This window comes from Agrobacterium sp. 10T429, from assembly GCF_056393925.1.
In genome coordinates this window covers 42,351-66,502 of record NZ_JBFTGV010000014.1, presented here as the reverse complement: position 1 = coordinate 66,502, position 24,152 = coordinate 42,351, and the positions used below count along the sequence as shown (strand labels likewise).

Genomic DNA, 24,152 nt, shown 5'->3' with positions numbered 1-24,152 from the left:
CGCCCGCTTCTAGGTCCAACCCCAAGATCTGCTGCCCTGACGGCGGTGGTTCGAAAGAAATGACAACAGGAGAGGAAGTCAGCATGGTCGGGAGACATGGAATCGTGAGATCACCTAATCGCGTAACGGCTGCAGCGAAGGTGATGGGCGCCGCCGCCTTGTTCATAGGATGCGTATGCCTCAATGCATCTGCGTCCTGGGCACAAGAGCATACGCCGCACGCGTCCGCAACGCCTTGGCCCGGCGGAACGTGGACGCCTGGAGAAGCAATTTTCGGCGCGAAGGTCGAGACACAGACATCGGTTCGCATGAACGACGGCACTGTCCTGAAGGTCGATGTCTCTTACCCGACCGACCTCAACACGGGCGAACGGGCGAAAGGGCCATTTCCTGTCCTTCTTACGCAAACGCCTTATCTGAATACGAAGCCGACCGCAGGCGACTACTTTGTAAAGCGGGGCTATATTTTCGCCACCGCCTATGTTCGCGGCACCACTTCATCTGGCGGTGAATTCGGATTTTTCGATCAACGGGAAGCAAAAGACGGAGCAGAACTTGTTGCATGGGCTGCGTCACGGCTCGAGAATTCAAATGGGGTTGTCGGGTTACATGGTGGATCTTACGCCGGTATCAACCAGGTTCTGACCGTCGCGGAGCTTGGTGCAAACTCGCCGGTTAGAGCGATAGCGCCCTATTGTATGGGAGCAGAACTATATCGTGAGCCGTATTTCGCTGGTGGCATTCCGTCGCAGACGTTGAATTTTCAACGTGTTATCGGAAGCGCAATGGGCGGCAAAACCGCACCTACAGGCGTCACTTTCCTTGAGGAGGTAACGACCGGAGGCTCTCGAGCCTATGATGGCACGTACTGGCAATTGCGCACTGTTGGAAACCTTGTACAGAAAGTCGCCGATACTGGTGTTCCGGTCCTGCTTTGGAGCAACGAAGGCGATATTTACGCGCAGAGTTCTTTGGAGCTCTACGCCTATCTGCAGAATGCCAGTCAAAAGCTCCCGGTTTTCGGTCAGATGGCGAAAAGCAAGCTTCCGTCAGGCCGGTATCAGATCGTTATGGGGCAAGGTGGGCATTGCGAGAACGAAGATGATCGCATTACGCTTGAATGGTACGACACTTGGCTGAAGGGCGCCAAGACCGGAATGGCAGACACGAATGCACCGATCCACGCGCATGAAATGATCTCGAACCGCTGGTTCAACACAGGCGCCTATCCACCGGTCAGCACCTACACCTCGTACTATCTCTCAGCCGACAGGACATTGTCTAAAGACGTTCCGGCGACGCCGAGCCGCGACGGAATCACTTGGGCACAGCCAGGCGCCGGCAGCATACTCCAGTTTGATTCCCCGGCTTTCGTGGATGGCGCCACACTAGCCGGCCCGATCAGCGCATCTCTCTTTGCTTCATCGAACACAAAAAACCTGGAACTGATCGCAACTCTGGAGGTGGTCGACGCTGATGGGGCCGCTACGAGGATATCATCAGGTACAGTGCTCGGCAGCTTATCCGAAAACGACCCTGACCGATCGTGGTTCGATACCAAGGGTGTGCCTGTTCGGCCCTATGGCGCTTATGCCGTTAATAAGCCGGTTAAGCCGGGCGAAGTAAACAAATATGACTTCGCCGTGTCGGCACGTTTTGCCGCTATTCCCGCGGGCAGCAAGCTTCGGCTGGTTATAACAACGCAAACGCCTTCAGACAAATGCGGGCCGCCGCTCGGTCTTGATCCATGCTTTCCCACCGGTCCTCAGGCAGCGTCACTGGCGGGGGGCACGACGACGCTTCATTATGGACCTGAAACCGCCTCGGCGATTAATCTTCCTCTCGCGCCGGCGGAATGCTGGGTATCGAGTGACAATCCAGGAATACCGTTCTGGAAGAACGATCCTGAGTTGGCGGGCGAGGGGCCTTGTCAGGTGCGGTCTAGATAATCCCGCCATATTCTTCAACGATAGATACTGCCCGGCTTTAGTCAGTGCCCCCGGGCAGTATCTCGCCGCTTAGACGATCGCCTTGGGAATTAGTAAATCTCTTGATGCCCTCTCCAATCGATATAGCCTTCATGATGATGCTTCCAACACAGGTTGTCGAAACGTACTTTCACCGCGTCGACATGCCCGCCTGAGTGATCAAAGATTACGATTTAAATTGATCTGGGTGAGCGGAAGCGACAGCAGGAATTTGCGCGAGGGATTTATATAGACCGGCCGTTCGTGGCCACGCTTCTAGATCAACATCCCATCGTTGCGCATTATAAGCCTGAGGGATCAAACAAATGTCAGCGAGTGAGATTTGATCGCCGTGGCAAAACGCGCCCGTTTCCGGAGTATCCAGCATGCTTTCAAACGCCGTAAGGCCGCGCTGAATGAAGTGCTGCATCCATGCCTGGGTTGTAATCTGACCGTCTGAAGCATCTACCGCGTACTTCGCGACAGAGACGTTGCAGATCGGATGGAGGTCCATCGAGATTGCGTAAGCAAGAGCACGCACACGGGCACGCTCCATGGCGCCATCGGGAAGCAGGTTGGCTGCTTTCGTGTCATGGAGATACTCCAGGATTGCCAGCGATTGCGTGAAGATCCGCCCATCAAGGTCAAGCGTCGGCACGAAACCTTGAGGATTGAGCGACAAATATTGCTCTTCTCTTTGCTCGCCCTCCAAGAGATTGACAGTTTTTGTCTTGAACGGAATCTCCGCAAGATTGAGCCCGATTCGAACCCGATAGGCCGACGATGAGCGCCAATAGTCGTACAAAAGAGCCGGCATTTTAGCCTCCAATGATTGCTTCCAAGGCGAGAGCTTGACCTCCCAGAATTTGACGGTATGTTTGTTATACGCGAACTCGTTTGTCAAATACGACTTCGTTCCGTCGTTATAGAGGCGTCCCGTCTGAGCAAGAATTGGACATGAATTTTTGCGTTGGGATGCTTCCCTCTTCATCTACTTGCCCCCGGGATTGTCACCAACGGCACTCAGAGGGCGTCTTCTGACCAGTTAATGGGTTGGTCGACGGCTAGATCAAGTAGCCAAAATCGAGAACAATGCAGGAGAAACACCAATGGAAAAGAAGTTCGCATCGCAGGGCGATCTCACCGAGAAGAAAGTCACTTTCAGCGAGATTGGCAGAGATCTTTACGCGTTCACCGCAGAGGGTGACCCGAATTCAGGGGTGATCATTGGCGATGACAGCGTGATGGTGATCGAGGCACAGGCTACGCCACGCCTTGCCAGGAAAGTCGTTGAGTGCATTCGGTCCGTGACAGATAAACCTATCAAGCATGTCGTACTCACCCATTATCACGCTGTGCGAGTTCTCGGGGCGTCGGCATTCGGTGACACAGAAATCATTATGTCGGATATAGCCCGTTCGCAGGTGGAAGAACGCGGCAAGGAGGACTGGGATTCTGAATTCGGGCGCTTCCCGCGCCTGTTTGAAGGCCACGAGGAAATTCCTGGTCTAACCTGGCCCACCACAACCTTTTCAGGTAAGATGACCGTGTATCTCGGCAAGCGCAAGGTCGAGATCATGCATCTAGGTCGCTCGCACACCGCCGGCGACTCAGTCATCTGGGTTCCGGATGAAGAGGTGATGTTCACCGGTGATATCGTCGAATATCACTCTGCATGTTACTGCGGTGACGCACACTTTACGGACTGGCCCCGCACCCTTCAGGAAATTGCTAAATACAGTCCGAAAGCAATTGTACCGGGCCGCGGTGACGCTCTCGTTGGCCATGATATGGTTGCGAAGGCAATCGCCAGTACGACAGACTTCCTTGAAAGTACTTATAAACCTGTTGCCCAAGTCGCTGCGCGTGGCGGTAGCCTGAAAGAGGCGTGGGATGCGTGCCGGGCGGCCTGCGATGAAAAGTTCGCCAAATATGCGATCTACGAACATTGCCTCCCGTTCAACGTTGCGCGCGCTTATGATGAAGCACGTGGTATCGACACACCCCGCGTATGGACTGCAGAGCGTGACAAGGCGATGTGGGAATCTCTTCACGGATAAGCTTTCTTGCTTCGGTCACGCCCTACGGCGTGACCGAACTGGTGCATCTGACATGTCCAAGTTATTTGAGAAGTGCTTGATAATCACTCACCCGGTGCCTCAAGCCTTTTATTCGCGTTTAAATTCAAGCAACCCTTGTCGTGTGTGCCCGGCCAAGTCATTTCTCGAAATGAGCCATCCAGGCGATGATCTGGCGTTAGTACCAGCATTAATGCTGAGATTAGATCGGGATCTTAGAGGTTGGCATGGCTCGCATGGACATTATTTCAGGCATCGAACGCAGACGACGCTGGCCGTTGGAGGTGAAGCTGAGCATCTTGGCGCAAGCAGCTCAGCCTCGTGCACGCGTCTGCGATGTGGCACGTCGGCATGACGTTCATCCATCCCTCATGATCCCAACGTGTGGCGTAGCAGCAGGCATTAAAGACAAAGTCCGGAGACGAAATTCCTTCGGGTTGCAGTTTGTTTCACGCTTAAAGAACTTGCTGAAGTGGGTGGCCTCCTGAAATCCCAGCTTTTCCGCAATCACACCGACCGCTAAATCGGTATGTGCTAACAAGCGCTTGGCTTCGAGAGTTAGGCGCCTGGAAAGAAATGCCTTTGCACTCATGCCAACTGCTATTTTCGTAGCTCGCGTCAGGCTTTTCTCCGTGCACCCAAGTTGCCTGGCATAATCACTGACTTGACTCTTTTCGGAAAACTGCTGCTCGACAAGATTCTGAAAGCGATTGAAGCGTTGGAGCGCCCCCGCATTCTGGTGGTCCTGGCCCGGTCGCCTGCCATGTATGACAGCAAGCCACGTCACAAAGGCATAGAATTCATAACGCAGCAACGCATTGACGTCCGCTGCAAGTTTTTCTGTGCTGGCATTCCCGTCCAGTGGGGAAAGTACTGATCGTGATTCGATTAGCGAGTCGTCGCGCATCCGAACAATGGCGTCTGATGCACGGTTTAGCTCAGAGGCGTCCAGCGTAAGGCTCTCTGGCAAGCGATCAAGATCAAAGACCGGCCGGAGGTCGTTGGATATGGAAAGCGCGGGCAAAAGGAACTCGGGGCGAAACAGGATAATCCATCCGTTCCAGCCCTCGTCGCTACCGAAGTTATGCGCTTGTCCTGGCCGCAGTGCAAGGAAGGTTCCGGCGGAGCAGGATACCGGTTCGAAATCCACAATCTGAACACACCGGCCTTCGGTGACACAAATCAGCATGTAAAATTCATAGCTGTAAGTAAACCGCATGGCCTCCCTCGGTGTTCTTCCCTTGAGGTCAGCTACTGCGAAGACTTCAAGGTCGTACCGATATGATCCCGAGGGGTGATAGCCGAGATGTTCGACATCAACCTTCCTCCGGCTAGTGGAAGCCATTTTTACATAACCTTTCCGGGCATACTGAAATCACCACATGTCCGAATTCTATCAGGAATTCGCGGAAATCTGCCTTTTTGTGCGATGTCATGGCTGTTAATAGCCATGTGAATGGTTATTTTGAAGGATAAAAAATGTCGATTGATGTGAAAAAAATCGGAGAGACGCTTCTTGAGCTGGAGCGTTCGGCCAACGAGCGTTGGAGCATAGGCGACACCAGTGGCTACTTTGAAAGCTGGCACGAAGACCTCGTCTATTTCGATCCTCTCGTAGAGAAGCTCCTTGTGGGTCGTGAAGCTGCGATTGCCCATATCCAAAAGCTTTACAAGAACCCTCATATTATTCGGAATGAATATCTCAATCCTGACGTTATCGTCAGTGAGGTGGGCGATCTTGCCGTGTTGAGCTACAACCTCAATACATTTGTCTCAGACGGAGCCGAGGGCGAAAAACCTCTGCGTGCCTGGAATTGCACGGAAGTCTATCGCCTGATTGATGGTCAATGGCGCATTGTCCATTCGAACTGGGGTCTGACAAAATCGGTGGATATCGCCTCAGTTTAGTGACCGATGAACTCCAATCCGATGTTTCTCGATCGGCTTGCCTTCCGTTGGAGGGCAAGCCGATAACTCGTCCCATGTGGGGAGCGTACTATGAACAAGACTATCCGAGCTGTCGTTCTTTGGTCGAGACCCTCGAAAAAACAACGAACTGAGCAATCTATGGCGAACTGTGTAAACCTCGGAAATTCATAAACTTTGGGTCACGCTAGGTTCCGTTTTTACAGCACGTCAGGCGAAGCTCCCCTACTAAAGTTCCATAACATACATTATGCGATATGTTATACCATAACGTGTTGATATCAGCTCGCTATGCCCCTTGGCCGCACTGTCATTTTGGCCGCAACACACGTTATGGTGGAGTTTTGAATGGAGATTTTACGAGTACGGGATGAATTTCAAGATATTGTTCATGCGGTTCAGAATGCCCCGAGTGTTTACGATGCGCTGCGCGTCCTGGAAGTGGCTTACGATATCGACTTTTCAACTTACCACCTTGCGCTGACGGTAGCGGACGTGGTCGATACTCCATATGTACGCACGACATACCGCGACGCATGGGTTGCTCGTTACCTTCTACGAGGATACGCGAAAGTCGATCCCATTCTGCGCGAAGGTCTCCTCCGGCAACTGCCCTTCGATTGGGGGGTCAGAACAAGAGCAGTCCGAAATCGTACGCTAAGGCCGAACGAAGCATGAACAATGCCGTAGTTCTGATTTTGGATGTTCGATCTCTGTGGATTGCCATCGATATTCGCTGGTTTTGATTTCTCTGTCCGGCCCGACTCGACAACGCTAAGCGCAGATTGGTTATGAATGGAGTCGGGCTATGGCAAAGCGCAAGCTTCTCAAAGATCAAGATCGCCGAAAGCTTGTCGATATCCCTGTCGACGAGGACAGCCTATTCCGACACTACTCATTGTCACCGGCCGATCGCCTAGAGATCGAACTGCGCAGACGCAATCACAACCGACTTGGCTTTGCCATTCAGCTATGTCTGATGCGATACCCGGGTCGAGTGCTGGGGGCAGAAGAAATTCCGCCACGCGCCATGCTTAAATATGTTGCTGATCAGATCGGCGCCGCCCCGGAAGCATTTTCGCTCTATGCACGCCGTGAAGAAACCCGTCGGGATCACACAGCACGGCTAATGATGTATCTGGATACGAGAAGCGCGACGCTGCAAGATCGCCGCGCCGCGCTATTGTCTGCAATTCAGGCGGCGGCGACGTCCGACGACGGTGCTGCGATAGTTAGTTCGATTGTCGCCGCGTTTCGTGAACGCGGCGCTCTTCTACCGGCGATCGACACGATCGAACGGATTGGCCTTGCCGGCCGTGCGATAGCTCGCCGTCGGGCAGAGACAACTCTGATTAAAGACGTTCCGCTCGATACGCTCCGATCATTGGACCGGCTGTTAGAAGTGGACCCGTCGATCGGCCAGACGCGCTTCCATTGGCTACGCTCGGCGCCAGAAGCGCCAGGTGCGTCGAATCTGGTCGGGCTGACAGAGCGGATAGCCTTTCTGCGGCGGCTGGAGATCGATCCGACGTTACAGGCGCGCATATCAGCAGGACGGTGGGACCAGATGATCCGGGAGGGTAACGCAACCCCGGCCTGGCTTGCCAACGACTTCAATGCCAGCCGTCGCCAGGCTCTGATTGTGGCTCAAGTCATCAAGCTTTGCCAGAAACTCACGGACGAAGCGGTGACGATGTTCATCAAGCTGATGGGTAAGTTGTTCTCGCAAGCCAACAACCGAAAGAAGCAGCGGCAGATGGACTGCAGAGCGAACACCGCCAAAGCGCTGCGCATGTTTCTCGATACGATCACCGCCCTGCAGTCCGCCAACAACAATGGTCGGAATGCAATGGTTGTTCTCGACCAAAGAGTCGGCTGGGATCGACTGCTTCGGATGAAGCCTGAGCTCGAGTCGATGGTCGACGACAACGAGGCGCCGTCGTTGACCGTAGCAGCCGAGCAATATGCGACCGTCCACAAATACACTGGTGCATTCCTTCAGGCATTCACGTTCCGCTCGGCGCTTCGCCACGATCCACTTCTAGCGGCAATTGCGCTGCTTAAACGGCTTCATGCCGAGAAGCGACGGACGCTCCCTGATCGCGTCCCGCTCACCCACCTTAGCCAAACTGACCGGCGGCTCATCTTCGAACGAGAAAAACCTGATCGCCGTCTCTACGAGATCGCAACGCTCGCTTCTTTGCGAGACCGGCTTCGATCTGCGGAGATCTGGGTCGACGGCAGCCGATCTTTCCGGCCCATTGACGAGCATTTGATGCCGCGAACAACATTCATCACGTTGAAGGAGGGGGATCGTCTCGGATTAGGCGTCCAAGCTGATGGCGCGCAGTGGCTTGCCGAAGCGCGTCAGATGCTCGACTTCAACCTGCAGCGTCTGGCGCACAGGGCACGATCCGGAAAGCTCGAAGGAGTTCGTCTTGAGGCCGGAACGTTGATCATCACACCAACTGCCAGCGAAATCCCTGTGGCCGCCGAGGCACTGAATGCCGAGATCAGCGATATGTATCCGTTGGTCGAGGTTCCCGACCTGTTAAGGGAAGTGCATGAATGGACTGGCTTTGCAGATTTATTCACGCATGTTCGCACCGGCGACGTCCCAAAAAATGTTTCTGCCATGCTGGCTGGTGTATTGGCCGATGCTACGAACCTTGGCCCCAAACGAATGGCGGGCGCCTCCAAGGGGATTAGCGCTCACCAGATTGGGTGGATGCGCACATTCCACGCCCGATCGGAGACATACCGCACGGCTCAAGCGTGCATCACCGATGCCCACACCCAGCATCCGCATTCGCGCCTTTGGGGCAATGGCACAACGTCGTCGTCCGATGGCCAATTCTTCCGTACGAGCGACCGGGCTGCAAAGCGCGGGGACATCAATTTGCATTACGGTAGCGAGCCCGGATCGAAATTCTATAGCCATCTGTCAGATCAATACGGCTACTTCAGCATTTTGCCCATCAGTCCCACCGAGAGCGAGGCGGCCTATGTGCTCGATGGGCTATTCGATCAGGACACTGTCCTCGACATCCATGAACACTTTACTGACACAGGCGGCGCGAGTGATCATATCTTCGGGCTCTTCGCCTTGATCGGAAAGCGGTTCTCACCGCGACTGCGCAACCTCAAAGACCGGAAGTTCCACACGTTAGAAAAGAGCGGTGCATATCCGGCGCTGTCGAACCACATCGGCGCGCCGATAAATGCCAGTCTGATACTCGATCATTGGGACGATCTGCTCCATCTTGCAGCGTCGATTACGACGCGGTCCGTGGTGCCGTCTACGATCCTGAAGAAGCTTTCTGCGTCTCCGAAGCAAAGCCATCTCGCGAAGGCGCTCCGCGAACTCGGTCGGATTGAACGTTCGCTCTTCATGATCGAATGGTACTCAAGCCCGGCACTACGGCGGAGATGCCAAGCCGGTCTCAACAAAGGCGAGGCCGCCCATAAGCTGAAGCGCGCTGTCTTTTTCCACGAGCGAGGCGAGATCCGTGATCGGTCGTTCGAGAGCCAGGCATTCCGCGCTTCAGGGCTCAATCTCGTCGTCAGTGCAATCGTGCACTGGAATACGGTCTATCTTAATCGCGCGGTCACACAGCTGAAACGAGCGGGACGAGACATTCCTGATACTCTGTTGAAGCACATCTCGCCGCTGAGTTGGGAACATATCAACCTTACCGGCATCTACACCTGGGATGCCGAACATCAGATGCCCAACGGATTTCGACCGCTCCGCCTTCCAGCTGGGCTACGGCGGGCCGCATAAGTTCTCATTCCGTTCGCCCTTAGCGTACGATTTTGCACTCCTCTTGTTCTGACCCCTCTATGTGCTGATCTTCGTGCTTCAGTCGGCCTCCGCCGCCTTTACCCCGGCATTCCAGGCAACCATCCCGGACGTTTTGCCGGATGAGAAGGATTATACCCGCGCCCTGTCACTTTCGAGGCTCGCCTATGATTTGGAGAGCCTTGTCAGCCCCATGCTGGCGGCAGCCCTGCTGACGGTCATTTCTTTTCATTCGTTGTTTGCCGGGACCGTCGTGGGCTTTCTGGTTTCTGCGGCACTGGTCGTATCCGTGGCCCTGCCGAACCATCCAGCCAAGGAGCGCAGAAGCATCTATGAGCGGACGACCCGCGGCCTTCGCCTCTATCTGGCGACACCACGACTGCGTGGCCTGCTCGCCCTTTGCCTCACCGTTTCGGCTTCGGGCGCCATGGTGATCGTCAACACCGTCGTCTTCGTCCAGGCGGAGCTGGGGCTTACCCAGACCGACACTGCTCTCGCGCTTGCCGCTTTCGGATGCGGCTCCATGCTCGCTGCCCTGTCCTTGCCCAAGCTTCTGGATCGGGTCGCCGATCGGCCGGTGATGCTGTCCGGAGCGGCGATCCTCATTGGCGGGTTGGTTCTGACCGCCTTCGTCAGCAATTACTCTGTGCTTCTGGCGGTCTGGCTGGTGATGGGGCTGGGTTACTCGATCGTGCAGACACCATCAGGCAGATTGTTGCGCCGGTCCGCGCATGCGGAGGACCGACCGGCCTTGTTCGCCGCCCATTTCGCCTTGTCGCATGCCGCATGGTTGCTGACCTATCCACTGTCAGGATGGCTCGGCGCGATGATCGGTCTGTCGTCCGCTGCGATCCTCCTTGCGCTCGTGGCCGGTCTTGGCTTTATCGTCGCGATCTGGGCCTGGCGGCCCTCTGACGAGGTGGAGGTCGAGCACAGCCATGATGATCTGGCAGAGAGCGATCCGCATCTGATGGAGGGACACCACCGCCATGGCCAACGACACAGCCACGCCTTCATGATCGATCGCCTGCATCCGGAATGGCCGCGTGAGCACTGATCTCGCGGCCTATTTCGGCCTGTTCAGTGCTGCATTCCTGGCTGCCACCATCCTGCCGGCACAGTCAGAGGCGGTGCTTGCGCTGATGATCCTCGCCGATCGATATCCGCTTGCCGCCCTGATTTGTATTGCCAGCTTCGGCAATGTGCTCGGCTCCGTGGTCAACTGGATGCTCGGACGGGGGATCGAACACTATCGCGACCGTCGATGGTTCCCGGTTTCGGCGGAAAAGCTCGAAAAGGCCGAAGGCTGGTACCGCCGCTATGGAAAATGGTCCCTGCTGGCAAGCTGGGTACCGATCATCGGCGATCCGATCACGGTCGTCGCGGGTGTGTTGCGGGTGCCGTTCCTGGCATTTCTCACGCTCATTACCATCGCCAAGGTCGGCCGTTATCTGGTGCTGGCCTGGGCGACGCTCACGGTGGCCTGACCATGCTGACCTGGCTCTTGGAGTATCAGAAAGAGACCTATCTCGCATTCGGCGAGCATATAAGCACCTTCGCAAACGGCGGCGGCTCAGTCGCGCTTCTTGCGTTCCTGCCCATGGGGCTCCTGCTGGGTGCTGTCCATGCGCTCATGCCGGGCCACAGCAAGTTGCTGATGGCGACCTATGTTGTGGGCTCAAAGGGAAGCCTGCGGAGCGCGCTGCTCACCGCCATCGTCCTGGCCGCGACGCATATCACCATCTCGGTCCTGATCGTTCTTCTGTCCCTGCCGCTGATCGATTACATGTTCGGCGGTTCGGGACCGGGATCGTCGCCACTTCTGGAACACTTGAGCCTGGGCGTGATCGGTTTGATCGGTCTCTGGATGATCTGGAGAGGTCTGCGTTCCACTAGCCACAACCATAGGTCCCAGGAGGGCGCAGGCTTTGGCTTCGTGGCCGGTCTTATTCCCTGTCCGCTGACCCTGTTCGTCATGACCTATGCAACCGCGCGCGGGGTGCCCGCCCCAGGACTGCTGTTTGCCGTCCTCATGTTGGGCGGCGTAGCGTTGACGCTGTCTGTCGTCGCGCTTCTGGCTGTTTCCTTCAGGAAAGTCTTCTACCGGCTGTTCAGCCGCAATCAGCAGAGGCTCGACAAATTGTCACGTGTGCTGGAGATCACCGTCGGACTCGGCATGGTCGCAGTTGCGACAATGACCCTCGCGTAAGACGGCTGCCGCTCAAAGCGTTGCAGGTGCTATGACGTACGGCTCTCATTTGACGGAGGCGGGTCCCTAATGTCCGCGTCACAATGCTAGCTGACATTCCGCTCCCACCAGAAATCAGTCATGCCAGCCCGGCCAAGTGCTTGGCTCGCCTAGTGGATCTATTACACAGGAAATTTCTAATAACATGGCCGCTGGTTCATAACCCTTCAAGGCGTTAGGACTTCAGACACATGCTCATCGCCACGCCCGTCACGCCGTAATATCCGCGGCGTTGCTCCCATTTGTTCTTAGCATCGCCTGACGGATTTGTTGCCGCAACCATGCGCAGCCAAGATCGCTTTCCATATGAAGCGGCCAAACCATTGCCACGGGCGGAAAAGAAAGTGCCAGTGGCACCGGGCTGACCTCAAGTCCCAACAGCGGCCCATAACGAAGCGCGATGCGCGAAGATACGGTGGCAATCACCGCAGACGAACGCGCCGTGGCCAATATCGACATGAAATCGGGAGCCGCCGCCACCACTTCCAGCTCTACACCCGCATGCTCCAGAGCATCCTTGACGCAGCCATGCAGGCTGTCGGTCTGCGAGATCACCGCATGTTGTGCGGCCAAATAGGCATCCATGCTCACCGGGTTGGTAAGCGTTAGCAATTGCGGATTGAAACAGCACAAGACGCTGGATTGATAAAGCGGTTCGCAATGGTGCCGTGAATCCGGGAGATAGCTGCATCCCACAGACAGGTCGACGACGCCTGAATCCAGCATCGCCTCGATCTCCAGTGCATCGCCGCCACGAGCCAGAATACGAATGCCCGGCGCGATATCGCGCAACCGAGCGGTCAGGTCAGGCAGCAACAATAGTTCCACCTCGCTGGACAGCCCCAGCCTGAATGTACGCCGCTCGGTTGCCGGATCGAAGGCATCCGTCATCAACATCGCCGCTTGCGCCTGTCGCAGAGCCTGCCGCACCGGGCCAGACAAATTGAGCGCCCGCGCCGTCGGCTTCATCACCTGCCCGACACGGATGAACAGCTCATCCTGAAACAGCGTGCGCAGGGTGGCTATGTTATGACTCATGGCGGGCTGCTGGATTTTCAATCGTTGTGCTGCACGCGTTACACTCATCTCTTCCATCATCGCATCGAAGGCGACGAGAAGATTGAGGTCGAAGGAACGAAGATTGAAATGATCGATGACCTGCATAAGTTGTATCGATTTGATTGCTGACTAGCGCATCCTTAGCTGATGGGCAGGAACTTGCAAGCCGTTCCGCACCACAACGTAAGGAGCAAACCCATGCCATCTCGTCGTTCCATTCTCAAAAGCGCTCTGACTGGCTTAGTCGCAGCGCCCTTTGTCGCGCCATCAATCGTCTTCGCCAAGGCGCCTTTTGCCGCTGTTCAGGCACCGGGTTTCTACCGGCTGAAGATCGGCTCCGTAGAGGTCACAGCCCTGTTGGACGGCACAGTTGCCCTGCCGCTCGCCAAGCTCTACACCAACACTAGCGAAGAACACGCGCAGGACGCTCTGAATGATGCTTTTCTGCCGGAAATCGTACCAACTTCCGTCAACGCATTCCTGGTCAACACCGGCGAAAGACTGGTGCTGATCGACGCAGGCACCGGTACCTATTTGGGCCCATCGCTCGGCAAGCTCGTGTCCAACATCGAGGCTTCCGGATACAAGGTAGGTGACATTGACGATGTCATCCTCACCCATATTCATACCGATCATTCCGGTGGGTTGATGAGCGAAGGCAAACGCACTTTCCCTAACGCCACATTACGGGTCAATGAGCGGGAGGCGAAATTCTGGCTGAGCCCGGAAAACGCCAAAGCGGCGACCGGCATCGTCAAGCAGCATTTTGGCGAGGCAGACCAGTGCGTGACGCCTTACGTGCGAGCTGGAAAATTTGAAACCTTCGGAGATAACCAAGCACCCGTCCCGGGTCTGGGCTCGATTCTTTATGCGGGACATACGCCGGGTCACAGCGCCATCACGCTGGAAAGCGAAGGCCAGAAGATCGTTTTCTGGGGCGACATCACCCATGGCGATATCCTGCAATTCGATGAGCCCGGCATCGCCATAGAATTCGATATCGAACAGAAGGCCGCCGTTGCTGCCCGCGACGTCGCCTTCAGGCAGGCTGTGGAAGGCAAATACCTTGTGGCAGGCGCACATATTGCGTTCCCCGGAATCGGCCACGTGCGTACAGATAGCACCAATTATGACTGGCTCCCGGTCAACTACTCCTAGGATTCCCCCCGATTGAGCGATGGGAAGACTGGGCTCGAGATAGCCCCGTCTTCCGCAGCGACAAAGGTCGTTTCCTACAGGTCGGTCGGCCGGAACCAACTCGCTACTGGTCCGGGTCGAGCGGACCGGAAATTAGAAAAATCTATGGGTGCTCGGCAAGACGCACCCAGCCCGTTGTCGCCACGAGTGCTAGGGGTGTGTCGTGCCTGTTGCAAACTTTCAGTGAAGTCAGCATGACCCCAAAGCGGGGCCTGCCTTCAAGCTTTGTTAACCTTTGACGGCCCAATCGCCACAGGGCCGCTGGCCGCCTATATCGGCGGGTAAGGTTTGGAAGCGTTAAGCCGCACCAACTGCCCGCGAATAGACGCCGGGCGGCATTCCCACATGCCGATTGAAGGCGACGCTGAAAGCGCTGGTCGATCCATAGCCGACGCGCTCGGCAATGTCCGCTATGGGTATATCCTCGCGGAGGAACTCCTTTGCCAGTGCCATACGCCATCCCGTCGCGTATTCCATCGGTGCTACACCAACTTCCTTGCGGAAACGATCGAAGAAGGTCGAGCGAGACATGGTAGCCTCCTGAGCAAGCGTCTCCACCGTCACGCTACGACCCGGATCTGCGTGTATCCGGCGCAAGGTCGGCGCCAGCAGCGGATCGGCCATGCCACGCAGGAGACCCGGCGGCGCTTTGGCGCTTGCTGCCGATCGTAACGCGTCGATTAACAACACATCGAGCAATCGGTGGAGGACCATTTCGCGCGCGGCACGATCAGCCCTCGTCTCCTCGTTGATCATTCGGACGAGAGCGATCAGTCGCTCTTCACCATGAACATGGATGACTTCCGGCAGCAGAGATACGAGAAGGGCTTTGTCATCCGAGCCGAAAGTGCAATGCCCGACCAGTGCCTTGATCTCCGCCGACGTTTCCGGGTCGCCCAGGCGAAAGATACCGGGGCTGGTTTCCAGACGTTGGGGAAGTGCGCCGCGTGGTGGCGGCTCCATGCTGCTCATCGTGAATGAGAAGATCTTTGGGACCAGGACGAAGTCACCCTCAGTGAGCACCATTGGCTCACGACCGGCAATCGTCATCAGGCAACGGCCCTCGACCACGGCGCAGTAGAAGGGGCTTCCGACCTCCGTACGCTCAACGAGCCACCGACCGCCGCCCGTCACCAGCTTTGATATCGACGGGCTCGGCTTCAACAAGGAAACAACTTCGGCAACCGGATCGGTCATCAATTCGGACTTCTGCTAAACAATCTCGGACATGAGCATATAGAAGGTCCGGTTGATCAGGTCCATCTTCAGCTTTGTTAAATGTCAGGAGACGGAACATGCCAAAGATCCTCATCACCGGTTGCTCGTCCGGTTTCGGCCTCGCCATCGCACGCAAATTCTTGAACACCGGGTGGGACGTCGTCGCAACCATGCGCACGCCTCGAAGCGACCTTCTTCCTTCGAACGACAGGCTCGAAATCCTGCAGCTGGATGTCACCAGCGCGGACAGCATTGCTGAGGCGGTCGAAACCGCCGGCACGATCAATGCTCTGGTCAACAATGCCGGGGTCGGCATGCTCAATGTGCTTGAAGGCACGGAGATGTCGAATATCCGCGAACTGTTCGAGACAAACGTCTTCGGTGCGATGGCGATGTCAAAAGCTGTCCTTCCGCAGATGCGATCCCGTCGCTCAGGCGTCATCGTTAACGTCAGCTCGGCCGTCACGATAAGGCCGTTGCCCGCGCTTTCGGTTTACCGCGCCAGCAAGGCAGCGCTCAATGCCTTCACGGAGAGCCTCGCGCTCGAGGCGGCGCTGTTCGGCATCCGCGCTAAACTCGTCCTACCTGGCTCTGCACCGACGACCGGCTTCGGCAAGAATGCTGTCTCGCGCATGGGCATGGAAATCCCCGAGCCTTACCAAGCATTCGTCCAAGACTACCTGACGAAGTTGAGATCCGGGACTGAAGTCACGACGCCGGATGAGGTCGCAGAGGCTGTCTGGAGGTCTGTGACAGAGAGCGATGCGCCAATGAAGATCCCGGCCGGAGCGGACGCGGAAACCTCATATCGCGAAGCCGGTCATTCGCTCGCCTAACATCATCACCCAAATCAACCTTTGAAGGTCCAGACCCATGAATAATCTGATCAATCTCGCGATGCATATTCCGACACCTGAGGCCGCTCTCACCGTAGCCTACACGCCGATCCGTCTTTCGATGCACGGCCGCCAGCCATTGGAACTGCGTCTGACCGCCCCCGCTACGGGGGCCAAGCTTCCGATCGTGCTGCTGTCGCATGGCTACGGCCCATCCAACTACATTCCGTCAAAGGACGGTTACGCTCCTCTTGTCCAGTTTTGGGCCGAGAGAGGGTTCGTGGTGATCCAGCCGACGCATGCGAGTTCTCGCGTCGGTGGCCTGCCGTCAAATTCATCCGGCACGCCATTCTTCTGGCGCGAGCGTGTCAATGAGATGAAGGCGATCCTTGACCAGTTGACCGAAATTGAACGGGAGGCGCCAGCCGTTGCTGGCCGGATGGATCATTCACGCATCGGCGCGGTCGGTCATTCCTTTGGCGGCCACACCGTTGGGCTCCTGCTCGGCGCGCAGGTGGATGGTGAGGATTTTTCCGATCCAAGAATCTCGGCCGGCGTTCTCCTGACGACACCGGGCCGCGGCGGCAAGGACATGACGCCTGAGAGTGCTGCCCGGTTTCCGTTTTTCGACGTCGATTTCTCGACGCTATCGACACGCAGCCTCGTCGTTTGCGGTGATATGGACAATCCGCATTTTACAACCCGCGGTCCTGAGTGGCATGCAGATGCATTCCACGATGCACCGGGCGCTAAAGAAATGCTGATGATGCACGGGGTCGGGCATGGTCTTGGCGGCATTGCAGCTCTCGACGCAAAGGAAACAGACACTGAAGCACCAGACGTGCTGGAAGCGACCCGACGTCTTACGCTCGCCTGGCTTCAGACCGCGCTCGGCGCGGACAAGGGCGCTTGGCCGAGAGCTTGCCTCGCACTTAAGGGTGAGGTCGCAACGCTTGCGGCGGTCAGAGAGAAGCAGATCTAGACCTGGGGGCGATTGTCTTAGGCATCGTCGGGACTGATCTTGTTATGCCCGCTTTTACCGAGATCGCTCGCGATATTGGTGGCGACCGCTTCAACGCAGGCGACCCTCGCGGCTTACGTCGCGGGCACGCGGGTGGGGCTACTCGCCCGTACCTGTTGATCTGGTCGCTCTTCCAGATCCGCGCTGTTCATGGTCCCACCGCCGCCGCGCATTGAGTATTTCCATGACAGGCGATTACGCCGCACTACCAATCCACGTACGTTAAATCAATCAATAATTCAGTTAGCTATTATGTCTGATTGGCAGGTCGCAGGTTCGATTCCGCTCAAGACCTTAATACGCACACGTCCATTGATCGGTAGGGATTGTGCTTGAGCGGAGGAAGGTAGGGGGATCAGAGTCTCCGAAATAGCAAAGCCCTCCAAGCGACATCGGACAAGCATCAGCGGTGGCTACAAAACTACATATGCGTTAATGTGGGTTTTCTTAGATTTGGACTGCGTTAGATGAGCCGATTGACGATCGACATAACGGATCAACAACATCAAAGCCTGAAGGCGCTGGCAGCATTGCAAGGCAAGACAATCAAGCAGTATGCGCTTGAGCTCCTCTTCCCCGGTGACGCAGACGCAGAGCGAATCTGGGGGGAGTTGAGGACGTTGATGAACATGCGCGTCAATGAGGGGCTTGCCGGGAGACTGTCGACCAAAACTGTAGGGGAGATCCTTGACGAGGAGGTTTCCGAGGGTCGCGTTTAACTGCCTATATTCTTACCGCGGAAGCGGAATCAGATCTACCTTCGGTAATCCGCTACACATATACGCAATGGAGTGCTGCGCAGGTACGCCGCTAGTCTCGGGTTTGGAGCGAGGTATCGCAACCCTTGCCGAAGGCAGAGGTTCGTTCAAGGATATGAGTGCGCTTTATCCGGCGTTAAGTATGGCGCGATGCCAGCACCACTACGTCTTTTGTCTGCTTCGTGAGGATGCGCCCGCCCTTATCGTAGCGATTTTTCACGAACGAATGGATCTGATGAAGCGTTCGGTGGATCGTCTGAAAGAATGACGTTTGGGCGGAGGCGAGATTATGTGAGCCCAAGACCGACGAATCGTCGTTGTTGCGTGGCCGAAACATGGGTCGTCAGTTCTGATCCCTTCAAGAGCGAAACCGGCCAAAACCAGGCGGTTGTGCTATCCCGGCAGCCGTTGCATCACCGCCGTCAGGACTTCGCTACCTGCTGCAGTTTGTTTATGTGCTCGCGGCAGAGCGCCTCGATCAGGGCGTGAAGTTGTGCCGTTCGGTCCTGAAGCCAGGCGAGTGCCTCTTCGGAAATTTCGAAACGCTTCGAATAGCGCGCTTTGACGTAGGCCTCGTTGAGAACGTTGTACCATGCGGTAAAACGCTGATGGTCGCGTGGCCAGATGTCGACCAGCCGCTGATCACGATCCTCTGAAAGGCCTCGGAGGAATTTGAGGTTGTGTGACGCAGGTGAATAGTTTGTCACTGTCAGGAGAAAGCAGTTGTAGGCCGTCTCGACCGCCTGATGAAGTTGGAAGGCCGCGATGTTGGCATTGTTATCCTTAAGGGCAAACCCAGCCAACCTGATGAAGGTTTGAGCATCAGGAAAATGCCTGCGGAAATGCTCCTCCGCCACCCTGAGTGCATCGGCAGGGCTGAGCGGTTTCGCTTCAGCCAACGGCCGGTCGTCGAATTCATAGAGCACGACACCTTCACGGGCGAGATCGACGAAGAAGGCTTGGCCATCATGCAGAAAATTGCTGATCTCGCGTGCTCCATGCACGATGAGACCAACGGGTGTCTCGATCTCCTTGTCCCACATCAGCCGGTCGGTTGCCTTGTCCCAGTATTTCGGATCGGCCAGTTCCTTGTTGCTAACGATGACGAGAATATCGAAATCCGATCGATAGCCCTTTGACGTGTGCGGCTCATCCACCCAAGTGCCACGGGCGTAGGAGCCGAACAGAATGATTTTGAAAATCTGCCCGTCTTTCTTGGCCTCGGACTTCGAGCGCTCGACAATGCCGGCGAACTCTTCGTGGATGATCCGGACCACCCTTCCCAGTTCGCGCTGCTTTGTCTGCGGAAGATGTCCGATATCCGTTTTCATAGCCTCACCATCGATTCTTCTGAACGGATATTCTAGCCGTGATCGGGTGGCGATTGCTACTCCACATTGTTGTAGGGGTTGAGGGGCTAGGACGCCATTTTTCGGTTTAGGATCGAGGTCTGTCGGAATAAGAATACATGAACTACCTCCTGGTGGTCCAAGTCTCGTCCACATCCCGCCCCGCCAGAACCGTCAATATTCCATGCCGAAACACAGACATGTCGATATTCCACCAATGACAGAGCAAGAAATGAGCGATTTTACAGGCAGCGCAGCCATCCCTTCACGGACAATTCACCCCCCACAGTCCATCAGCGTCGAAGCGCAAGCGTCACTGTCGCGCCTGGTCGACAAGGACGGCAGTCCCATCAATGCGCAGTATGAAATGCCCTCTCCGGAGGACTTTTCCGGCTGGATGAATAAAAAAGCCGTAGTAGATGCGCATTACGCCGCCGCGGCAAAAGATCTTGCCGGGAGTTTGCAGTCCACAGTCGAGACAATTGTAGTCGAACAAGCAACGATCCATGTCGCGACGCCGCACGGACAATTTGATGCTCGTGGCGCACTGATCGATCTGCATGGCGGCGCATTGGTGTTCGGAGGCGGTGAGGCCTGCCGCGTCAGTGCGCGTCGACAGGCGCACCAGCATGTCGTTCGATGCTACGGCGTCGACTACCGGATGCCGCCTGAGCATCCATATCCGGCCGCTCTTGATGACTGCTTGGCCACGTATCGCCATGTCTTGACTGGTCATTCCTCCGACAAGGTGGTCATCTTGGGTCGATCGGCAGGCGGCAATCTGGCGACCGCCATGCTGCTGCGGGCGAGAGATGAAGGCATGCCAATGCCCGGCAGATTAGTCTTGCTCTCGCCACAGGTTGACCTCACCGAATCGGGCGACAGTTTCCAAACAAACCAGATGATTGATCTCGTTCTGCCGCGCCCGCTCAGATCAAACAACCTGCTCTACGCCGGTGGTGCTGATCTTTCCAATCCCTATCTATCACCGCTCTTCGGCGATTTGGCGGGCCTTCCGCCGACATTCCTGCAGACCGGCACGCGTGACCTGTTCCTATCGAACACGGTGAGGATGCATCGAGCCTTGCGAAAAGCTGGCGTGGAAACAGAATTGCACGTCTTTGAAGCGATGCCCCATGGTGGCTTCATGGGTGGGACACCGGAAGACCAGGAACTCGAAGCGGAGATCCACCGGTTCGTCATGGCAAACTGGAACTGAGGCGGGAAACCCACACAGGTTTGGCGCAGCCCCTCTGTTGACCTGCTACATCCCTGGCCACATTCCTCCGTCAAGTCGGAGGTTTGCTCCTGTGATATAGCCGGCACGGGGGCTCGAGAGAAACGCAATCGCATCCGCAATCTCCTCGAGGGTTCCGACCCTTCCAAGGGGCACCTGAGCAAACATTGGCAGGATTTCTCTCTCTATGTCATTCCAGGGGGCGTCAATGGCCATCCCCTTCTCAATGGCCTTCTTACGGAATGCGGTATCCAAACTGATGCTATGCACCGTTCCAGGCGAAACGGTGTTTGCGGTGATGCCGTGTGCAGCAACGTCTTTTGCGAGCGACGCCGTCATCGCGATCATGGCTGCTTTGGCGGCAGAGTAGTCCGGTCGACTTGCAGGCGGCATCAGGGCCGCTAGGCTTGAGATGTTTATGATCCGACCCCACCGCGACGCTTTCATTGCGGGCAGAACGAGCGAGATGATCCTCACAGATGCGAGCACATTCCTGTCATAGACAGCGGCCCACGTTTCAGAGTTTGTCGAGGTCCAATCCTCCGCCGGGGCAGATCCGCCGGCATTGTTGACCAGGATGTCGATCGAGCCTGCTGCAGCCTTTGAATCACGAACCAGACGATCAACCTGATCCGGCACTGTCAGATCGCCGAATACCGCGAAAGCATGACCTCCAGAGGATATGATATCATGGGCGACCTCCTCTGTTTTCATTCTGTCGCGACCGTGGACAAGAACGGTTGCCCCTTCCTTTGCGAGGCCTCTGGCCACGCCCTCGCCAATCCCCTTACTGCTTCCCGTGACCAGTGCAACCTTGTTTTGGAGTTGTAAGTCCATGATATTTCATCCGTGTTATCGTCTCCTGCAGATATGAGGTTCGTTGATGAAACAGGCAATTACGCACTTTAAAGTGCCTGTCGAGGACAGGGCGACATGCCTCGGAGCCGACGGATCTGTCTCTCATGTGAGCAGGGTGCTTCGGATGATCACAGGACGTTGGAAACTGCCGATCCTTTTCCGATTGTTCGCCGAACCATCATTGCGGGCATCGCAGTTCATGAGAGACATACCTGGCATATCCCAGAAGATGCTAACGCAACATCTCAGGGAACTGGAAAATGACGGCCTCATAATCCGACACGACTTTCAAGAGCAGCCTCCTCGAGTCGAATACTCGCTGAGTTCAGCAGGCCACGGGCTTATGCCGATTTTGATGGCGGTCAGGGAATTCTCTCGGGATTATCCTGTCGAACGGCGTCGATAACTAACTTGGGTGCCGAACGCTTGGCGCAACATTCCGAAAATATCGCTTGTATTATGGACTGAATGGTTCCATATTGACTCCATGGTCAAGCGCACTCAAATATCCGCGTCCGTTGGTCGCCCTCGAGAATTTGAACTCGATGAAGCAGTTCGAAAAGCAATGCAGGTATTTTGGGATCGTGGATATCACGATGCATCACTTCCCGACCTGCTTGAGGGCATGGAGCTTTCCAGAGGCAGCTTTTATAAGGCTTTCGTCGACAAGCGAGGCGTCTATCTGCGTGCCCTCGACGCTTACATCGAGGAAGCCGTTCGCTCGGTCGGTGAAACGCTGCATTCCAATCCGTCGCCCAAAGCCGCAATTCGAGACGCTTTTTCTCAACAAGTGGATCAAGCATCGGGAACGGAAGGTCTGCGTGGATGCCTTGTCGTCTTTGCAGCTGTCGAAATGCTACCAGAGGATAAAGAGGTCGCACCACGTATTTCCCGGCTGTTCAGACGGTTGCAAGATCTTTATGCGGCGGCGATCATAAGGGCCCAGGGCTTGGGCGAAATCGATCCAGGGCTGGATGAACGAACGCTCGCCAGGTTCCTCGTGTGTCAGATTCAGGGCATGCGGGTCCTGGCCAAGGCAGGAGCGGATCGCGCTGAGACGAGGGCCATGGTCGAACTGGCACTGAAGGCACTTGGCTGACCCAAATTTGGAACCAAATAGTTCCAAATACTTAACATTGCAAACCGTCGATCGATTTTTTGGTCGATGTGGAGAGACTTATGAGAGACACCAGCAATCCCGATGACAAACTCGATCCACGTCGATGGATAGCACTGGTCATCCTTTTGACCGGCGCCTTTTTGCCACCGCTCGACTTCTTCATCGTCAATGTGGCGCTGCCCTCGATCCGGGAGGATTTCAGGGCCTCTGCGTCAACGATGCAGCTGATTATCTCCGGTTACGCCACCACCTATGCTGTGATGCTGATCACTGGGGGCAGGCTTGGAGATCTCTATGGTCGACGAAATGTCTTTCTGGCTGGAATGGTCGGGTTTGCAGCCGCATCTGCCTTATGCGGTTTTGCCTGGTCTCAGGCCGCGTTGGTCGCTGGCCGTATCCTTCAGGGGTTTGCAGCGGCAATCATGGCACCGCAAGCCTTGGCTTCCATCAATGCGATTTTCCCAGACCACGAAAAATCAAAAGCCCTCAGCTTTTATGCCCTGACATTCGGGGTTGCATCGATGGTTGGTCTGTTTCTCGGTGGTGCGTTGATTGCGCTTGATATCCTTGGACTTGGATGGAGAGCCATCTTCCTCATCAATCTGCCAGTTGTCGCGGTCGCTGCGCCGTCGGCCTTCATCATGTTGCGGGAAACCCGATCTGAGCGCCCAAGCAAACTGGATCTTGGCGGAGCATTGTTGATCGCGATTGCGCTATCTGCGCTGATTGCGCCGCTGATCGAGGGGCGGGAGCAGGGGTGGCCGATCTGGCTAATCCTGATGCTTGCCACGTCCCTCCCGTTTTTCCTCCTGTTCTGGCGGCATGAGAAACACCTGGAGTCGGCGGGGAGAGATCCGATTCTTGCACCTAGCCTGCTGCAAAACCGTGGACTAATGCGCGGGCTGCTGGCTGCATTGTTCTTCTACTCGCTTGCGGCCTTCTGGCTGATATTCTCGGTCTATCAGCAGGGTGGCCTTGGTCTGACGCCTTTCGAGGCCGGGCTGGCGATCCTTCCTGCGGCCGTCGGCTTCGTCCTTGGTCCTTTTGCAAGTGAGCGCATCCTCCGCGTCTTCGGAAGATTTTCCGCCGGCGCCGGCATGGTGCTGCAAGCTGCAGGGTTGTTTGGAACGGCGGCCTTGATTTCGAATGGCCTTCCGCAATTCCTTTTTGCTGCGCTTTTTCTTATCGGAGCGGGGCAGGGGATCGCCCTTCCAAACCTGGTGAAGAGCATCGTGCAAAGGGTGGACCGGACGCAGTCAGGATTGGCCTCTGGTCTGGTCAATTCGATGTTTCAGATTGGCGGTGCGTTGGCAGCCGCAATCGTTGGCGGATTGTTCTTCTCGATCTTGGGGTCGGCCACAGACGTTCAATCCATTGGCCGAGCATACAGCGTTGCAGCCGTTGCAATTGCCATTTGTCTTCTCATCGCGGGATGGCTTTCCGTCAGCCTGACATCGCCCCAACCGTTGCGTCGATGA

At 56.1% G+C, this 24,152-nt stretch carries 21 protein-coding genes and 2 pseudogenes; 17 read left to right on the top strand and 6 right to left on the bottom strand.

Going from position 1 to position 24,152, the window contains the following annotated elements:
* Nucleotides 1-308: 308 nt before the first annotated feature.
* Entirely contained in the window at nucleotides 309-1,949 is a 1,641-nt protein-coding gene (locus tag AC1DCP_RS24525; RefSeq protein ID WP_476764380.1) for a CocE/NonD family hydrolase, read from the top strand.
* Between the two features lie 205 nt (nucleotides 1,950-2,154).
* On the opposite strand, the gene maiA is transcribed toward AC1DCP_RS24525, so the two are convergent.
* On the bottom strand, nucleotides 2,155-2,784 hold the full coding sequence (gene maiA / locus AC1DCP_RS24520) for a maleylacetoacetate isomerase (protein ID WP_441360584.1): 630 nt from the start codon (nucleotides 2,782-2,784) through the stop codon (nucleotides 2,155-2,157).
* Nucleotides 2,785-3,076: 292 nt separating this feature from the next.
* On the opposite strand from maiA, the gene AC1DCP_RS24515 reads away from it, so the two are divergent.
* Together AC1DCP_RS24515 and AC1DCP_RS24510 are read left to right on the top strand one after the other, a co-directional pair.
* The gene (locus AC1DCP_RS24515; protein ID WP_441360435.1) at nucleotides 3,077-4,027 is read left to right on the top strand and encodes an MBL fold metallo-hydrolase; all 951 of its coding nucleotides are present in this window, start codon (nucleotides 3,077-3,079) and stop codon (nucleotides 4,025-4,027) included.
* 245 nt (nucleotides 4,028-4,272) lie between these two features.
* A pseudogene (locus AC1DCP_RS24510) lies at nucleotides 4,273-4,362 on the top strand (hypothetical protein); the annotation flags it as partial.
* 41 nt (nucleotides 4,363-4,403) lie between these two features.
* On the opposite strand, the gene AC1DCP_RS24505 reads toward AC1DCP_RS24510, so the two are convergent.
* Entirely contained in the window at nucleotides 4,404-5,390 is a 987-nt protein-coding gene (locus AC1DCP_RS24505) for an AraC family transcriptional regulator (protein ID WP_476774733.1), read from the bottom strand.
* A 134-nt stretch (nucleotides 5,391-5,524) separates the two neighbouring features.
* Between AC1DCP_RS24505 and AC1DCP_RS24500 the strand changes: the two genes are divergently transcribed.
* The 6 genes and pseudogenes from AC1DCP_RS24500 to AC1DCP_RS24475 all read left to right on the top strand — a co-directional run bounded on the left by AC1DCP_RS24500 (nucleotide 5,525) and on the right by AC1DCP_RS24475 (nucleotide 11,982).
* On the top strand, nucleotides 5,525-5,953 hold the full coding sequence (locus AC1DCP_RS24500; RefSeq protein ID WP_441360433.1) for a YybH family protein: 429 nt from the start codon (nucleotides 5,525-5,527) through the stop codon (nucleotides 5,951-5,953).
* 366 nt (nucleotides 5,954-6,319) lie between these two features.
* The gene (locus AC1DCP_RS24495; protein WP_476774732.1) at nucleotides 6,320-6,649 is read left to right on the top strand and encodes an autoinducer binding domain-containing protein; all 330 of its coding nucleotides are present in this window, start codon (nucleotides 6,320-6,322) and stop codon (nucleotides 6,647-6,649) included.
* A 130-nt stretch (nucleotides 6,650-6,779) separates the two neighbouring features.
* Complete coding sequence (locus AC1DCP_RS24490; RefSeq protein ID WP_080850553.1) at nucleotides 6,780-9,755, top strand: Tn3 family transposase; 2,976 nt, start codon at nucleotides 6,780-6,782, stop codon at nucleotides 9,753-9,755.
* Between the two features lie 55 nt (nucleotides 9,756-9,810).
* Nucleotides 9,811-10,830: pseudogene (locus AC1DCP_RS24485) on the top strand (MFS transporter); the annotation flags it as partial.
* Nucleotides 10,820-11,260, top strand: coding sequence for a YqaA family protein (locus AC1DCP_RS24480; protein WP_244561991.1), 441 nt, complete (start codon nucleotides 10,820-10,822; stop codon nucleotides 11,258-11,260). The pseudogene AC1DCP_RS24485 and the gene AC1DCP_RS24480, both read left to right, overlap by 11 nt.
* 2 nt (nucleotides 11,261-11,262) lie before the next feature.
* The gene (locus tag AC1DCP_RS24475) at nucleotides 11,263-11,982 is read left to right on the top strand and encodes an urease accessory protein UreH domain-containing protein (RefSeq protein ID WP_476774731.1); all 720 of its coding nucleotides are present in this window, start codon (nucleotides 11,263-11,265) and stop codon (nucleotides 11,980-11,982) included.
* A 249-nt stretch (nucleotides 11,983-12,231) separates the two neighbouring features.
* Here the strand turns inward: AC1DCP_RS24475 and AC1DCP_RS24470 are convergent, their stop codons facing one another.
* Nucleotides 12,232-13,185, bottom strand: a complete 954-nt coding sequence (locus AC1DCP_RS24470) for a LysR family transcriptional regulator (RefSeq protein WP_065689089.1) — start codon at nucleotides 13,183-13,185, stop codon at nucleotides 12,232-12,234.
* A 93-nt stretch (nucleotides 13,186-13,278) separates the two neighbouring features.
* Here AC1DCP_RS24470 and AC1DCP_RS24465 point away from each other — a divergent pair, with 93 nt between their 5' ends.
* On the top strand, nucleotides 13,279-14,238 hold the full coding sequence (locus tag AC1DCP_RS24465) for an MBL fold metallo-hydrolase (RefSeq protein ID WP_080850547.1): 960 nt from the start codon (nucleotides 13,279-13,281) through the stop codon (nucleotides 14,236-14,238).
* 336 nt (nucleotides 14,239-14,574) lie between these two features.
* Here AC1DCP_RS24465 and AC1DCP_RS24460 read toward each other — a convergent pair whose 3' ends face one another.
* Entirely contained in the window at nucleotides 14,575-15,474 is a 900-nt protein-coding gene (locus tag AC1DCP_RS24460) for an AraC family transcriptional regulator (protein WP_173998360.1), read from the bottom strand.
* 98 nt (nucleotides 15,475-15,572) lie between these two features.
* Here AC1DCP_RS24460 and AC1DCP_RS24455 point away from each other — a divergent pair, with 98 nt between their 5' ends.
* The 3 genes from AC1DCP_RS24455 to AC1DCP_RS24445 all read left to right on the top strand — a co-directional run bounded on the left by AC1DCP_RS24455 (nucleotide 15,573) and on the right by AC1DCP_RS24445 (nucleotide 18,071).
* Nucleotides 15,573-16,331, top strand: coding sequence for an SDR family oxidoreductase (locus AC1DCP_RS24455; protein ID WP_080850543.1), 759 nt, complete (start codon nucleotides 15,573-15,575; stop codon nucleotides 16,329-16,331).
* A gap of 37 nt (nucleotides 16,332-16,368) precedes the next feature.
* The gene (locus tag AC1DCP_RS24450; protein ID WP_065689093.1) at nucleotides 16,369-17,313 is read left to right on the top strand and encodes an alpha/beta hydrolase family protein; all 945 of its coding nucleotides are present in this window, start codon (nucleotides 16,369-16,371) and stop codon (nucleotides 17,311-17,313) included.
* A gap of 506 nt (nucleotides 17,314-17,819) precedes the next feature.
* A complete protein-coding gene (locus AC1DCP_RS24445; RefSeq protein ID WP_065689094.1) occupies nucleotides 17,820-18,071 on the top strand; it encodes an antitoxin in 252 nt (83 codons plus the stop codon).
* Between the two features lie 461 nt (nucleotides 18,072-18,532).
* Here the strand turns inward: AC1DCP_RS24445 and AC1DCP_RS24440 are convergent, their stop codons facing one another.
* Nucleotides 18,533-19,441 (bottom strand): nucleotidyltransferase and HEPN domain-containing protein, encoded by a 909-nt coding sequence (locus AC1DCP_RS24440; protein WP_065689096.1) that lies wholly within the window; start codon nucleotides 19,439-19,441, stop codon nucleotides 18,533-18,535.
* 250 nt (nucleotides 19,442-19,691) lie between these two features.
* Here AC1DCP_RS24440 and AC1DCP_RS24435 point away from each other — a divergent pair, with 250 nt between their 5' ends.
* Nucleotides 19,692-20,678 (top strand): alpha/beta hydrolase, encoded by a 987-nt coding sequence (locus AC1DCP_RS24435; RefSeq protein WP_065689097.1) that lies wholly within the window; start codon nucleotides 19,692-19,694, stop codon nucleotides 20,676-20,678.
* Nucleotides 20,679-20,723: 45 nt separating this feature from the next.
* On the opposite strand, the gene AC1DCP_RS24430 is transcribed toward AC1DCP_RS24435, so the two are convergent.
* Nucleotides 20,724-21,533: an SDR family NAD(P)-dependent oxidoreductase gene (locus AC1DCP_RS24430; RefSeq protein WP_065689098.1), complete on the bottom strand. Its 810-nt coding sequence runs from the start codon at nucleotides 21,531-21,533 to the stop codon at nucleotides 20,724-20,726.
* A gap of 46 nt (nucleotides 21,534-21,579) precedes the next feature.
* On the opposite strand from AC1DCP_RS24430, the gene AC1DCP_RS24425 reads away from it, so the two are divergent.
* From AC1DCP_RS24425 to AC1DCP_RS24415, 3 genes are all read left to right on the top strand, one after another.
* Nucleotides 21,580-21,960, top strand: a complete 381-nt coding sequence (locus tag AC1DCP_RS24425; protein WP_065689099.1) for a winged helix-turn-helix transcriptional regulator — start codon at nucleotides 21,580-21,582, stop codon at nucleotides 21,958-21,960.
* A gap of 9 nt (nucleotides 21,961-21,969) precedes the next feature.
* Nucleotides 21,970-22,653, top strand: coding sequence for a TetR/AcrR family transcriptional regulator (locus AC1DCP_RS24420; RefSeq protein ID WP_244561990.1), 684 nt, complete (start codon nucleotides 21,970-21,972; stop codon nucleotides 22,651-22,653).
* An 80-nt stretch (nucleotides 22,654-22,733) separates the two neighbouring features.
* Nucleotides 22,734-24,152, top strand: a complete 1,419-nt coding sequence (locus tag AC1DCP_RS24415) for an MFS transporter (protein ID WP_080850540.1) — start codon at nucleotides 22,734-22,736, stop codon at nucleotides 24,150-24,152.